Origin of the sequence: Kitasatospora sp. Root107, assembly GCF_001424875.1 — a bacterium.
Taxonomy (GTDB): domain Bacteria; phylum Actinomycetota; class Actinomycetes; order Streptomycetales; family Streptomycetaceae; genus Kitasatospora.
On record NZ_LMCT01000021.1, the window covers coordinates 1 to 14,485 of the forward strand.

10 protein-coding genes and 1 pseudogene are annotated in these 14,485 nt (G+C 71.3%); 3 read left to right on the forward strand and 8 right to left on the reverse strand.

Annotated features, from left to right (window positions below; genetic code table 11):
- A pseudogene (locus tag ASC99_RS40745) lies at positions 1–185 on the reverse strand (hypothetical protein); the annotation flags it as partial.
- A gap of 1,044 nt (positions 186–1,229) precedes the next feature.
- Positions 1,230–1,739, reverse strand: a complete 510-nt coding sequence (locus ASC99_RS19515; RefSeq protein WP_057233795.1) for a ricin-type beta-trefoil lectin domain protein — start codon at positions 1,737–1,739, stop codon at positions 1,230–1,232.
- Between the two features lie 1,284 nt (positions 1,740–3,023).
- On the opposite strand from ASC99_RS19515, the gene ASC99_RS19520 reads away from it, so the two are divergent.
- Positions 3,024–3,431 (forward strand): hypothetical protein, encoded by a 408-nt coding sequence (locus ASC99_RS19520; protein WP_057233797.1) that lies wholly within the window; start codon positions 3,024–3,026, stop codon positions 3,429–3,431.
- Positions 3,432–3,801: 370 nt separating this feature from the next.
- On the forward strand, positions 3,802–4,251 hold the full coding sequence (locus tag ASC99_RS39760) for a hypothetical protein (RefSeq protein WP_057233798.1): 450 nt from the start codon (positions 3,802–3,804) through the stop codon (positions 4,249–4,251).
- Here ASC99_RS39760 and ASC99_RS19530 read toward each other — a convergent pair.
- The 6 genes from ASC99_RS19530 to ASC99_RS37445 form a co-directional block, all read right to left on the reverse strand.
- Positions 4,248–4,553 (reverse strand): NUDIX domain-containing protein, encoded by a 306-nt coding sequence (locus ASC99_RS19530; protein WP_057233800.1) that lies wholly within the window; start codon positions 4,551–4,553, stop codon positions 4,248–4,250. The genes ASC99_RS39760 and ASC99_RS19530 overlap by 4 nt on opposite strands.
- A 26-nt stretch (positions 4,554–4,579) precedes the next feature.
- The gene (locus ASC99_RS19535) at positions 4,580–5,254 is read right to left on the reverse strand and encodes a DUF402 domain-containing protein (protein WP_063857132.1); all 675 of its coding nucleotides are present in this window, start codon (positions 5,252–5,254) and stop codon (positions 4,580–4,582) included.
- A 207-nt stretch (positions 5,255–5,461) separates the two neighbouring features.
- On the reverse strand, positions 5,462–6,013 hold the full coding sequence (locus ASC99_RS19540) for a hypothetical protein (RefSeq protein ID WP_057233802.1): 552 nt from the start codon (positions 6,011–6,013) through the stop codon (positions 5,462–5,464).
- Positions 6,013–8,523 carry a helix-turn-helix transcriptional regulator gene (locus ASC99_RS19545; protein ID WP_057233804.1) on the reverse strand — a complete coding sequence of 837 codons (2,511 nt, stop codon included), beginning with the start codon at positions 8,521–8,523 and terminating at the stop codon, positions 6,013–6,015. The genes ASC99_RS19540 and ASC99_RS19545 overlap by 1 nt, the downstream gene beginning before the upstream one ends.
- A gap of 13 nt (positions 8,524–8,536) precedes the next feature.
- A complete protein-coding gene (locus ASC99_RS19550) occupies positions 8,537–9,172 on the reverse strand; it encodes a hypothetical protein (RefSeq protein ID WP_057241165.1) in 636 nt (211 codons plus the stop codon).
- A gap of 300 nt (positions 9,173–9,472) precedes the next feature.
- Positions 9,473–10,048: a hypothetical protein gene (locus ASC99_RS37445; RefSeq protein WP_082598462.1), complete on the reverse strand. Its 576-nt coding sequence runs from the start codon at positions 10,046–10,048 to the stop codon at positions 9,473–9,475.
- A gap of 1,069 nt (positions 10,049–11,117) precedes the next feature.
- Between ASC99_RS37445 and ASC99_RS19560 the strand changes: the two genes are divergently transcribed.
- On the forward strand, positions 11,118–14,342 hold the full coding sequence (locus ASC99_RS19560) for an NACHT domain-containing protein (RefSeq protein WP_235502812.1): 3,225 nt from the start codon (positions 11,118–11,120) through the stop codon (positions 14,340–14,342).
- Positions 14,343–14,485: the final 143 nt, after the last annotated feature.

Genomic DNA, 14,485 nt, shown 5'->3' on the forward strand with positions numbered 1-14,485 from the left:
TCCTCCGGGTTGAACTCGGGCATGGTCCAGGTGCCAGTGCCCCGGTCCCGCAGCCACAGGTCCCCGTCACCGTCGACCACAGTCGGCGGGACCGGTACAGGCTCGGCCTGATCGGTGGGATCCCAGGTGACCCGGCCCGGGTGGGAAACGCGGCGCAGCTCGGTGGTGGCCAGCCGCGCGGCCAAGTCACGGGTGGACTCTTCGGCGTCCTTGACCGATGCGAGTCGGAATGCGTCGTCAAGTACGGGAAGGGCTGGATTCTTGCTGCGCTTTGAACTCATACGCTGACGACCTCCGGTGGGGGCGTCACATCCGTTATGGCACCCCGTAGAGGAACACGGTATCCGAGGCGGGAGCCGGGCCGGCTACGACCACTGTGCAGGTGGAGGCGCTGGAAGACACCGGGCGGTAGGGCTAGTGGCTCGTCTCGGGTCCTTGTCCAGGTAACTCGGTAGGCTGCCCGGGTTGCGGCCGTGTGGGAGGGGTCGCGAGTGAGCGAGTCGGATGCTTTCGGCCGGCACGGGTGCCGCGGTGGGGCGGGCAGGGAGGTTGCGCCCGCCCGCGTTGCTACGACTCGAGGCCTTGGTCCAGCGCCAGGCGCAGCAGGGTGATGGGTCGGTGGGGTGGGCGGAGAGCAGGGGCTGGTGGTCGGCGGCGTCGACGACGACGGGGCGGGCGTTGATGAGGGTGAGCCTGCGGGTGGGGCGTTGATCGCACGAATGTGCCCGAAGCTTCCCCGGCGCTTGAACGCAGAGGAATTCAGCTGCAGCGTGAAGGGCCATTGTCTAGCCTCGGGCTCCATGAACCGTCCCGCTGCGCCCCTCCAAAGAACCCCTGCTGCTGGACGACGGCACCACCGTCCAGGTCAGCCTCGGCCTGTTCATCACCAACAGCCGCACCCGCCGCGCCGACATCCCCACCGCCCGCGCCACACGCCTCACCCAGCTCGGCATCCGCTGGCAACAGCCGGTCCCCCGGGGGCGGCAGGCAGACGGCCTACCGCCCCGCTGGTCGTTCGACGGCAGCACCTTCGCCCTTCACTCACACGCTGTCAGGGCCCCTCAGTGAACCGGTTGGTCCAGACCGTCGACCAGCCCGACGGGCTGTCCGCGTCACGCCGGAAAGTGGGGCCGGACGGCGAGCACCTGCGCCTCCGGTGGTTCCTCCAGGGCATGGAGCCGGGCCAGCGCAACGCCGAGTTCCGAACCGGCTGGCGTTGGCCGGTGGTGCTACAGCCAGACGGCCCAGTCCTGGACAGCGGGCCAGGACGAGTTGCAGGTCCACAGGGTCATCTGGGTGCCGTTCGCGAAGCTGTTGCCCTCGTTGGTGATGCACTGGCCCGAGTTGAACAGCGGAGTCGTCCGGTTGTTACCCCGGTCGTAGTGGCTGCCGACGTTCCACTTCTGGACGCTGGCGCCGGTGCAGTCCCAAAGGGTCAGGACAGTGCCATTGGAGTAGCTGTTGCCCCGAGGAGTGATGCACCTGCCGCTCTGGACGTGCTTGACCTCGCCCGAGCTGAAGAACTGGAACTTCTGGACGCTGGAGCCAGTGCAGTCCCAGAGCGTCAGCGTCGTGCCGTTGGCCGTTCCGTTGCCGTAGGGCGTGGCGCACTTGGGAGTTGCGCCGTACACGATGAAGTCTTGAGTGCCGGAGACGGCCTGCGAGGACCCGGTGTTCGCCAGGCTGAGAGCCAGGGTGGCTGCGGCGACCGCCGCTGTGCGACGCACGGTGTTCTTCATGACAACCTTTCAGACAACAATGGACTGGGAACGGGCGGCTCGCCCGAGAGGAACGGCAGCCGACATCACCTGTCGACAGGGGGATGCGGGTCGGTCCGGTTCCTGGTCGTTGTGGTACCGACTCGGCTCTGACCGCGCCGTGGGCGTGTACGAGCGTTGACGCTCTCCCCGTGATCCCGTCGGCCCCGACGGCAGTGACCCACTCAGCACCATGTCCGAGGTCGGCCACAGCAGCCGGACGCGCGCGGCCCTCAGCTTCCCCATCTCCCCCGGTGCTGCGCCAGGCCGCCAAAGCACCCGCGGAGGTGACGTGCAACCGGACGTATTTGATCATGAGCGGTGCAGCATCATCAACTCCCCGTGCGGCTGCGCTGCGACAGTGGGCGCTGCCGGATCTGCTCCACTCACAGCGAGCCGGCAACGATGACGACCCGCGTTCCCATCGCTCGACCGCGGTCAGCACACCAGCCTGAGCGCAGACGATTTCGGCCGTGCACCGGTAGTTGTCATCTTCAAGCCCCCGTAGGCCACCTCCCGGATGCGCTCGCTGATCCCGGGGATCGGTCCGCTAACAGTCCTCCAACTGCCCCACAGCGACCTTCCCCGCCGACCAGCCCCGGTGCGGACCGGTGGCCGTGGCCGGTGTGGGGGCGGTATCACGGCCGGCCCATCCGTCCCGCGTCTCCAGCGGCCGCCCGGGGTCGGCGGGCAGGACCAGGGCCGGACGATGACCGGGCATCAGCTCGGGCCAAGGCCTGCCCAGCAGGCCCGGCCCGCTGATCGTTTCCACGCCCACACCCTCCCCCCGAGCCGGCCCGTTCCGAATCCGCCCCCTCCCGGCCTGACCCACCGCCGAGCAGCCCCGGGTCCTGCCACCCTCGAGGCCGAGCACACGGCCGGCAACTGCCGGCCCGGCACCACCGATGCTGAAGGTGGTCGGGTACTCAGCCGTACCCCTATGCCGCAGCGGCTGGTGTAGAGGCGGAAGCTAACGCGAAGCAGCGGATCCTGCGGTGACCAGACGCTGTGCAGGGGGTTCTGCACGGCGTCCGGCTCGGCGGCAACCAGTGCCGAGCCGGACGCCATCTCCTGTCTGACCGTCTGCTGGAAGAGCTCCCAGCGGCTGCCCCGCGGCCCGCTACCGAGCCTGTGGCCGGGTGTTACGTCCGTGATACCAGGGCTCGCCACGATGGCGCCAGGGGTGCCGAGGCTGGCGGTCATGCCGTTAGCGGCTGCGACTCCTCAGTTCGTCTGGTGAGTAACGGGAATGGAGTAGGACAGATCATGAGGAAGCTCTTCAAGCGCATCGCCATGAGCGCAGCGGTCACCGCGATGGCGGCGGGCGGTGTCGCGGTCATGCCGAGCGTGGCCGAGGCAGCCAGTTACAACGGCGCATGCGGCAGCGGGTACTCCGTTATCGACTCGCTGCCGCTGGCGGAGGGGACCGTATTCCTCACCTACAACAGCTCCAACGGCTACAACTGCGTGGTGACCGTCCGCAGCAACCCGAGCTCGTACCTGAAGTCGATGGACGCGGGCATCCGGCTCTCCGGCGGCACCTGGATAGAGGACGGCGGCTTCTACACGACCTACGCCGGCCCGGTGCGCCTCCACGCGCCGCACTCGTGCATCGACTGGCGGGGCACCATCAACGGCGAGGTCAACTACCAGTACAACTCGCACTGCGGCTGACTACGCTCGTGACCGCTTGCGGTAGCTGTCCAGGATGTCCTGCCGTGCAGCGCATGCCGTCCCCGTCGTACAGCGCGTTGTCCCGCTGCACGGGAGGTTGTCCCTGAGGTCCGGTCATGGTGTCCCGCCGAGACGGCGGTGCGCGGCGGCGAGCGGCAGCCACACCACCGGGCCTGGCCGGGGCCGTCCTGCCCGGTGCGGGCGACCGAGCGGTGAAGGGAAAGAGCGGCCGTTCCCGGTGCGGGCGACGGCCCGGTGGAGGACGTCCGGCAGGTGGGTGTCACCAACAGCCGGTGACACCGCCACCCGGCCTGGGCGGACAGGCCCGAGGCCCGCGCCTCGGGTCGTGGACCCATGTACGGCGTAACCGGTGCGGACACCCGACGAGTTCATCTTCAAGCTGACCGACGACGCCAAGATCGAGGAGGCCCGCAAGATCCTCAGCGGCGACGAGCAGAACAAGGCCCACGTGATGGGCCGGATCATCAAGCGAGCTGTCCCCTACAACCCGGGCTGGAGCTACCACCTGGACCCGAACACCGTCGGCTGGCCGGGCCTGAAGGGCACCGCCTTCGCCTCCGGCATCGACGCCGTGTGCGGTGTGCCGGACAACGCCACCGACCTGTACCTGTTCAAGGGTGACCAGTACCTGCGCTACAAGGTCGGCGACGAGAAGATCGCATCCGGGCCCAAGAGCCTGGCGTCGGTCTGGGGAGTCGACGGCGTCTTCGCCAAGGGCGTCGACGACGCCTGCTGCGTTCCCGGCGGCACCGGCGACCTGTACTTCTTCAAGGGCGACCAGTACGTCCGGGTGCGCTAAATCCTTTCCTGGTGCGGGCGGCGACGGTGTCGGCGGGGTTCTCCCGCACGGTGAGCAGCGCGCGGGTCGCCACGAGACGGGCGCCGGGCGGGGCGACGTACCGGTCGGTAGGTGCCGGTGGCGGCGATGTCCTGGACGAAGGGGAGCACCGGCCAGGCGGGCAGGTCGTCCAGGTCGACGCCGAGTTCCTCAAGGAGCTCGCGGCGCAGCGCGGCCGTCTCGTCCTCTCCGGGCTGGACCAGGCCTGGCCGGTCTCGGCGGATCAGGCGCAGGTGGCCGTCGTGGACCAGGACGGCGCACATCCGCACTGGCACCGGCGCCGCGGCTGTCACCGCAGGGCCTCGGCGGGGACGTGTTCGGCGTCGGCGGGGAGTTCGGGCAGTGGCCAGGCCGGGTGCGGGGTCCAGGTGGGCCAGCCGCCGGCGAACGGGCCGGTGCGGTTGTCGAGCATGGTGATCGCCCGGCCCTGGGCCTGCTCGACCTGGCGGTGCAGGTAGTCGTCGATCACACCGAGGCGGCGCAGCTGGGCGTACTCCGCGCGGTCCTTCCAGTGGTGGCCGGACAGGTCGGGGGTGACGACCAGGTCCAGGCACAGGTCCATGGTGTCGATGCCGACCCCTGGCCGACGGAGGTACGGCTTCTCGAAGTTGACGTACCAACGCAGCGGCTCGCCCGAGGCGTCCTGGAAGCAGTGGACGGAGAACCACTCGCCGTTCAGGAAGTGGCTCAGCAGGGTGGTGCCGGTCCAGCGGTAGCGGTCCAGGGCCCAGGTGCCGGCCGCCAGGTCAGCCAGCATTCGCTCGCGCTGGGCTTGGTCGCCGGTGCGGGTGGAGGTGATCCAGGTCGTGGGGGCGAGGCTCTCGATCCCCGGCCAGTAGGCCAGGGTGAGCACGTGGCCGGTGTCGGCGACCACCCGCTGCGGCATCGCGGTCCACACCCGCCCCGCGTGGACGTCGCGGCGCACCGCCGTGGTGCCGGGCAGAAACAGGTCGGTGTCAGTCACCGCAGGATCCTGCCCGTTCGCAGGGCCGGGAAGTCCACTCGATGGTGTGAGCGCGGGCCTGGGCCGGGAGGCCGGGGCGGCTGCTCCCGGCCCCGGATCAGCGGTTGTACGCCAGAGCGGCCGTGCGCAGCCGGGCGAGGATCGGCAGGACCCGCTCGGGGTCGCCGTCGGGGGTGAACGCCAGGATCACGCTGATCACGACGTGGGTCAGTTCAGGTCGAAGTCGTCGGGGTCGAAGGTGAAGTCGTCCGTGGTGAAGCCGCCGTAGGCGCCGCCGTTGAAGTAGTCGGCGAGGGCTTCGCCGATCACCTGGCGCACGTCCTCCTCGTTCTCGGCGCGGGCCAGGGCGGCGGCCTGCTCGCCCGTGAGGTTGAGGTGGATGTCGCGGGCCCGGACTGCGTCGGAGCCCTGGATCTCGAACGTCATCGTGCGTCCGACCCGGGCGTTGATGCCGGAGATCGTGCCGCGCTGCGCCAGTTGGCGGGCCTTGCGTTCCCGGCCGCGCTCGGTGGTCTGCACCTCGAGAGCCTCGCGCTGCAGCCGGTCGACGTGCTTGGTGGGATGGCGGGTGCCGTCGATCCAGCGCTGCACGGTGCGCGGCGCGACGCCGTAGGCGGCGGCCATCGCCTTGGTGCTGCCGCCGTACTTGCGCTCGCGCACATGCCCGGCCTGCGTGGTGGCCTGCACGGGGGCCTGGCGAGAGGGGAACAGCGCCTCGCGCACCCGCCCGAACATTCCCCGGATCCCGGAGCTGGCCATCAGCTGGTGCCTTCCTCATCGTCATCGCCGGTACCGGCCGGAGCCGCCTCGGTGCCGGGCTCGGCATGGTCGACCGGGGTGCCGTCGGTGGCGTACTGGTGGGTCAGCTTGGAGGGGTGCTCACGGCGGCCCATCGCCTCGATGGCGGCCTGCAGCGGGACCGAGGACTCGTGCTTGTGGCTGCCCGGGGCGATGCCCAGGCGCAGCGCTCCGGGGACGGGGGTGCCGTCGTCCTTGACCGGCAGGAACTCGATGGGTGACGGCTGGTCGGCGGCGTAGAGGTAGGAGTCGACGTTGACCGCGAACGGGGCGCGGCCGGTGAGCTGGAGGGTCTTGCGCAGACGGCGGTGGGCGGCGATGCGGGCGGCGGCGATGATGTGGAAGCGGATCTCCGGTCGGTAGGACCAGGAGGCGGCGACCTTCGCCTGCCACGTCTGGTCGTCCAGGTGGCGGGCGGAGTCGGCCCACTTGCCGATGCCACCCTTGTAGATCGACTTGTAGAGCCCGGCGAGGACCAAGGCGTCCGCGCGGACCGGGTCGATGCCGACGTCCTTGTGCACGGCGTACGCGTTGAGGAACTCGGTCGGGCTCTGGCCATCGGTCAGGCCGAGGTCGGCATAGGCGCGCTTGTACCCGGCGCGGATGCGGCCGGTCCACTCCTTGAGCAGCGGGACGGTGTGGCTGGACAGCAGGGCGTCGGTGATGGTGGCCGGGTCGAAGCCGTAAGTGGTGGCCATGTAGGCGACGGTGGGGGTGGCATACCAGCCCGGCCCGGTGGGCGGCCGGCCGTGGAAGGTGGCCGGGTGCGGCAGCAGCTCGTCGACCGCCGTGGTGGTGAAGTCGCACCACCACAGGCCAGCGGTCTTGCCGCCGTCCCAGGCCGGGTTCTTCACCGGCTCCAGCGGGCCCGACGGCAGGCGCAGGGAGTCGGTGACGGACAGGTAGGACGCGCAGACGTCGACCGCGACCGCGAAGGCACGGCCGGTCTCCTCGGTGGTGAGCTCGCGGGCCCACCACTTGTAGTCCTCCTCCTCGCACACCGTCCCACCCTCGGAAAGCAGCTCGCGCGTGAGCAGGTGGCGGGCCCCGGCCGCCGGCGGCACGCAAAGGTCGCCCTTGGGGAGGGCGCCCTCGCGCGGGTGGGAGGACCGCTCCCCCGTCGCCACGTCCTTCACCCACTCCTCGCGCGGACGCACCGCCTCCAGCAGGCCCATTCCGGTGGTGGCGGTCGTCGCGCCGGGCGCGACGCCGAGGTCGGTGGTGAAGGCCCGGAAGCGCCGCGCGAACGTCGCCCCGTCCTTCGTGCCGTCGGGGGCGGTGGCCAACGGGACGGCCAGCGCGCTGGTGGCCTGCTGCCGGGCGTCGCCCTGCCCGAGCCACGGCGCCACCGTGATACGCACCGAGGTCTTCTGGCCGCCGACCGAACCCTTGCGGCGGAAAGCGTGGAACGTCGGCCCGACCTGCTCGGAGACCTCCATCCCGACGCTCGCGGCAGCCTTCGCCAGCTTCGCCTGGAGCGCGGTCAGAGCCTTCTCCGTCGCGGGGAGGGCGGCGGGCAGGCCCAGCTGCTTGAGCGCGGCGGCGGTCAGGCACACCGTCCCGTCCCCGCCGCGCCCCGAAGGGTGGGCCCGCTCGACGCGCAGCGGCAGGCCGGTGCCCAGCCACGCGAACCAGTCGCCCGGCTTCGGCCCGGCCGGAGCCGGGAACTGCGGCACATCCAGCGCCCAGGTACCGTCCTCAGCGGCGTCCAGCGCGACCACCGGCCACCACCTGGCGGCAGCAGCCGAGACAGCGGGAGCCGCGGGCCGCGCCACGGCGGGACGGCTCGGGGTACGGGCCACAGTGGGGCGCTGGCCCGAGCGTGCCGGGGCCGACGGCGCGGCGGGCGCGGGCCAAGACGGCGGTGCGGTGACCGGAGCCGGGGCAGCCGCAGCGGCCGCAGCGGGCGCGGGGGGTGCGGGCGGTGCGGGCGGTGTGCTCGACGCGGGCTGGACGACCGGGGCGGGGGTGAGCTGCTCGGGCTGCGGCGCGATGGCCACCGGCACCTGGGGGGCGGGGCGGCACAGGCCGCCGAGGTGCATCGGGCGGCCCTGGGCGCGGTAGACCGAGGGACGTCCGCACTGCGCGCACGGCGCCGCCTCGAACAGCACCGGGGAGCCGTCCGGGTTCTGATCCGGCGTCACCTGCTGCTGCGGCGCCGGGTCGGCGGAGGCCTGCGGCGCGGAAGCCGCCGGGGCCTGCACCGGAGCGGTGGGCTGCTCGAGGGCGGGGAAACGTGCGGCCAGGCCGTCGAGGAGCCGGGCGTAGGCCGGGGTGATGTCCGGCCCCGGAACGGCGCTGCCGTCCTCCCAGCCCCGCACCAGGGTCGAGTCCACCCGCAGCGCGACCGCGATCTGAGTGATCGTCAGCCCGGCCGCCAGGCGCAGCCGCTGCCGCTCCGCCGGGTCCGGCAGGCCCGTGCGCACGGTCGAGAGCAGGGCGTCGACCGAGTTCAGCAGTTCGTCGGACATCGGGCGTCGCTCCTCAGCGTCCGTTGGAACGGGTCGGGTCAAGGCGTCGGTCGCCGAACAGCGCGTCGAAGACCGGCTCGGTGACGCAGGCGATCAGGCCCAGCCCGTCGGGGCGCAGGGTGTGGCCGGCGCTGCGGCCGAGGTCGGCCCGCGCGATCGGAACCTGCGGGCGGTAGTAGAAGATCAGCTCCCGACCGGCGAACTCGCGCGGTGCGGTCTCCGTCGGCGCGGGGTCGACCGGCAGCGTGAACGAGTTCAGGTCGGCCACGTCCGTCTCGTCGGCCAGGTGGAGCGTGCCGTCGTCGGTGGTGCGGAAGGCGACGACCAGGTCGACGCCGCCGCTGCGCCGGTCGCGCGGGAGGCCGTGGCCCTCCAGGACCCGGCCCAGCTGCGAGGGGGACATGCCGGCCGCGTCGCCCAGGGCGCGGCGGTTGGAGTAGCCGCCGGTGGCGTCCGCACGGGACAGCGCCAACTCCTTCACCGTGTTCAGGTGCCGGGTCACGCCACCGATCCGCTCGACCAGGCCGGTGAGTTCCTCGAACGTCGAGGCCTTCGGCGGCTCCACCGGCTGCTCCTGCAGGGCCGCCAGTAGCGCCCGGCCCAAGTCGTCGGGCACGTCGACCCGTTCACCGCCGAAGCTGATCCTCACCACAGAACCCCTAAACAGTAGACCCTACCCAAATACTACACCTGTCTACTGTGGGTGGCGCAGAAGGAAGGGACGCGCGGCAGTGCGGTGTCGGTGCCTGCCGTGCCTGGTCAGGCCGCTTGCTGGTCGAGTGCTCAGGTCACGGTGCCGGACAGGCCGAGAGCGGGATGGCCGCACTGTCCGGAGATCGGCGCGGTGACGCGGAGAGCCCGCACGGGCAACCGGCTGCCGCAAGGACTCACCCGGTGGGGCCGGTCAACACGGACCACCCGATCCCGGACTCCCGGCTTCCTGAGCGGTTCAGTTCGCACTGGTGCAGGCGGTGGCCCAGCCGGCTGTGGTGCGGTCGCCTCGGGTGAAGACGGCGGCTCCGGTGCGTCCTGCTGACGGGTCGTCGGGCCGCGGGGACGGGTAGGGGGCTTCGACAAACCCGTCGGCGGTGGTGTGCCGGGCGGTGGCGGCGCCGTTCCAGGTGATCAAGGTGGCCGAGCGCGGTGCGCGGATGTGCGCCCGGTCGGGGTGCAGGGTGATGGCCGTGCCGGTGGTGCGGGTGTTGAGGAGGGCGCGGTAGTCGGCCGGGTGGAGGCGGCAGACGCTGGGTGGTGTGGTGCCGGGCCAGTCCGGGGAGTCGATGCCGCGGGCCCGGGCTGCCTGCCACATGCCGGGGACCAGCTGGTGGGTGTGGGCGGGGGTGGCCATCTGCTCGCACATCCACAGCAGCCGGCCGGCGCCTCGTGTGGGGGCGAGAGTGCGCCGGCGGATGCGCTGGGCGAGGTCGGCGGCGGTGACGGCGGTCCAGGGGTGGACGGTGGCGAGGGGGCCTTGTGCGCCGAGCCAGGCGAGGTAGCGCTGGGCGTCGTCGAGGACGGGTGCCATGGAGTCGGCGGGGATGCCGCGGATGTAGGCGGGCCTGCCGCGGAAGGCCCGGGGCGCGCGGACGACCAGAAGCAGGACGGCGCGGGCCAGGTCGCCCGCGACCGGCTGCCACTCCTCTTCCTCCTCGTCTTCCTGGCCTTGGCCGTCGGGGTCGGCCGCCAGGCCGGCCCAGGGTGGGTTGTGTCGGTTCAGGGGTGTCCAGCACGTCGAGTTGGTCGTGTGGGCAGACCTTTTGGTCGCACTGCCCGACCAAGCCGGTGCCGGCGGCGGGCAGCGCGGTCGACTGGAGGCCGTCGGACGGAACCAGGTGGTGAGGTGGGACCGGCTGCCTTGGGCAGGGCGCGCGAACCGCGCTGCGAAGTCCTCCGGCATCTACCGGGTGGTGAATATGTATCGCGCATCAGACATGTACCGGCCGAGAGGGTTTCGGGCCGTGGGGTCAGAAGCGGGTCAGCCGAGCCGGACGATCTCGATGACGTACAGCCGCCCGGCTAGGGCCTGTCTCACAAGTCGCGTCGGATCAGGCCGGGTCGTTCGGTGCGTGCGATCGGCGTGCGGCCGGGACGCCCTCGTAGCGGAGCTACTTGGGTGTTTCGGCCGTGCGGCGAGCGTGCGTGCCGGGCGGGCCGGACCCGACGGGACTTGTGAGACAGGCCCTAGGCCTGTCCGGACGAAATTTCTGGACGCACGCAACCGGCACCTCGTCGGAGCTCACCGACCGCCCGGGACTGTTAGAGGCGGTTGACGGCCCGTTCGACGGTGTTGCGCTTCTTGTAGCGGTCTTCGTCGAAGCCGGGTGGCCGTCCGCCGCGTGAGCCTCTGTGCAGGCGGGCGGCCTGGCTGTCGGTCTTTCAGGCTTCGTCGCGGTGGGGCGAGATCTTGTCGATGAAGCCCGCCGTCGCGCGTAGCCTGAGATCGGGCGATATATCCGGTTTCGGGCCAGCGACGAGGGAAGACCGTGATGAGCCAGGTCATCCGCCATCCTGAGGGAAAATCCCGACCACCGAGCGCGCCGCGCCAGGTGCGCGGCAGGCGCCTCTGGTCCCGGGCGACGGCCGCGGTCCGCCGGATGTCACGGATGCGGCGGGTGCGGCGGGAGGCGCGCCGGCGAGTCGCCCCCACCCAGAAGTGGCGCCGCAGGTGGACCCCCGGCACCTACGTCTGGCTGTTATCGATCGTCGGCACGGTGCTGTTCCTGTCCTGGATCGGCCTCGCCGTGTACGTCATCGTCGACGGGAGGCCCGGCATCGTCGAGCGGACCTGCCGGACCACGGGCACCTCCTGCAGCACCGTCATCAGCTTCTCCACCCCGTTCCTCGCCCTCGCGCTGAGCACGCTGGTCTTTCTCGTGGTGCGGCGCTGGAAGATCGTCCGTCCGGTCCGGCGGACCGCGAAACGGGCCCCACGGGAGCTGGTCCCCACCGCCGGGTCGATCATCGAGGAGGTGGTCGGCCGCCAGGAGCTGTGCACGGTGATCGCACAGGCGCTGCGGGACCGCCGCAGCCGGCGGCCGTACATCCTGGTCGGCAGCGTCGGGAGCGGGAAGACGGCCGTGCTGGTACAGCTGACCCAACTGCTGGCTGAGAAGGGGGCGGTCCCCGTCCCGATCCACCTCCGGGCTGCCGACCTCGACCGGGACGACTTCAACTTCGGTGAGCTGGCCAAGCGGCGGTTCTGCGACGAGGTGGACCCCGGAGTGATCTCCCGGGCACAGGCGGAACGGGTGTGGCGGCAGATCTGCATGGACGACAAGGCCGTGGTCATCGCGGACGGCCTCGAAGAGGCGTTCATCGAAGGGGACCAGCAGCGGAACCGCGACAGCGTGATCCGCCGCGCCATCAAGCGTGCGGAGAAGCAGAAGCTCCCGCTGGTGATCGCCTCGCGCCCGCACGCCGCGCTCGAAGGCACCCAGGCGGCAGTCATCGACCTGGAGCCCCTGAGCGAGGAGGCCGCGCTGGTCTACCTGGAGCAGAACGACCCCGGGGTGGACGGTCGGCGGCTCGACTGGATCGTCGAGACGGCCGCCGTCACGGAGTCCCCGCTGTACCTGCAGATCGCTCGCCAGCTGAGGAAGCATCAACTCCTGGAGCACTTCGAGAACACCAAGGAGTGGGACCAGATCGAGACCCGGGACAGCGACCGGTCGGGCATCCGGCGGAGCCTGCTGGCGTCCTGGCTGAAGGCCATCGTCGAGGGGCATCTGCGGGCCCAGTTCGACCTCACCGAGCAGGAGCGGCGCAGAACGGTCTCGGTGATCTCGGCCCTGGCCTGCATCGGCCTGCTCAATGACCGGCTGGAGGTCAGGTTCGACGAACTGATCGACCGGGCGTCATCGGTGGCCTGCCCACGTATCCTCGCGGAGCTGCGGGAGCGCATCCCCGACCTGCCGAACGACGACGAGCAGGGCTGCTGGTCCACCAGACTGTCGCGCTACGCCGCGCAGGGCGAGCAGCTGGGCCTGGTCGAGGCCCACAGCAGCAAGGTCAGATTCCCGCACAGCATTCTCCAGGCCTTCCTGGGGTCGCACTTCCTCGACGCGGTCCAGGGGAGCTGCACCGGCGACCTCGAGAAGGCGCTCGCCGAGCCCGGCCGGGAACTCCTCATCGCCTTGATCATGCGCTCCCGGTCCAGGCGCGCCACGACCCCTCAGCGCGCCACCGTGCGACTGCTGCTGGACAAGGCCGAGGAACGCCAGGACGACAAGGCGCTCGATCTGTTCGCCGCCGCGCTGGAGATCGACACCGGCCGGGCCGGTGACTCGCTCCACGCGGAGGCCGCCGACCGCATCCTGCAGCGATGGCCGGAGATCACCGCCGGGGACCGGCGGACAAGGGACGAGGCGAAGCTGCGGCTGGTGCACCGCTTCGGCGAGGCGCTGCGCCTTCTCGACCGGTCGAGAAAGCACGACCCCGACGCCTGGGAGGCACCGGCATACGGCGAGCTGATGCGGATCAGCTGGATCGAACCCAGCTATCCGATCCGGCTGGCCATTGCGCAGGAGATCGGCGCGGGTGGTGACACCGCCTTCGACGAACTGCGCAAGCTCTTCCCGTGGCCGACCGAGCGGGACGACCCGGAGGCCGGCCAGTACGACCCCTGGGAGCAGTACGAGAAGGCCATCGCGGACCAGCAGTACGCGGAGAACACGGAGCGCGAGAAGCGGATCCTCCGGCCTGACGAGGCGGCCTCGGCCCGGCGGGCGGAGACGGCCAGGAGTGAGATCTGGCGGCAGTTCGTCACGAGAGCCTGGCTGGTCCCGATGATCGTGGGCTCGGTCGGCAGCGACCGGCGCAGCCAGGCCCGGGAGCGGCTGGACCTCTGGCTCCGGCACCTGATGCCCAACCCCGCGACCGGGCGGGCGGACCTGCCCATCTCGCTGGAGATCGCCCTCGCCCAGGGCTTCAAGAGCGCCGCCAACCGCCGAAGGCGGCACCCCGCAACCTCCAGCGAGGCCCGCGAGTACCTGATCGAGCGCGCCGAGCACATGCTCGCCCATGCCCGCTACTGGTACTCCCAGCTCACGCTCATCCACGCCCTCTGTCTCTGGGAGCTGCCGGACAGCACCAACGAGGGGCCGGACGGCGGCGACGGCGGTGACCCGCTGCAGGCGGTGGAGCGCTGGCTCACCATGGCCGGCAGCGAGCAGGCTCCTGCCGACCGGCCCGCCGACGAACTGACGGTGGAGGGCCTGCGCAGGCTGCACCCCTTCGTCGCGGAGGCCGGGGATCTCGCGGCGCTCGCGCTGGAGACCCGGCACCCCGAGCGGTTCATCTGGATCGACGAGAAGGGAGCCACCGTCAACATCGGCTCCAGCCCCGCCGATCCCACCCTCTACCGCAAGCACAACCTCTGGATCCCGCCCTCGGTGGGCTGGAGCACGCTGCACCCGCGGGCCCAGCAACTCCTCGCCGACGTCCTGTTGCTGCTCAACCTGACGGAACGTGACGGACTGCTGGTCGACGACCGCCTGCACCGCACCAACCGCACCACCCTGCCCCCGTGTCTGACCACGGACCGCACCTCGCTCCACCCCGAACGCACCGTCGGCATGCCCGGCGCCGCCGAGCCCGGCATCACCTGCCTGCGCAACTGCCGCTTCGAGCTGTGCCCCTACCCCGCGAAGGGAGAACAGCCGGGCGCCGAACTGCGGGAGTCTTTCTGCCGCCAGCAGCAGGCCCTGCTCAAGAGCCGTACCTTCCGCCGCCGGGCCGCCCCCTGGCAGGGCATGACCCGCACCGAACTCGACCGCTTCTGGGCCGCGCTGGCGGAGCGGACCCGCACCCCGAAGGTGTGAGCCGGGGCCGGCGCGGGCGGGCGCCCCATCCCGCGCGGGGCGTACGCGAGTTGACACCGCGTACGCCCCACTGCGGTTGTGCCGCCGTGCGCCTCACTCGTTCCGGGTGTGGCGGGTGTCGGTCCGCGCCGGGCGGTGGGATC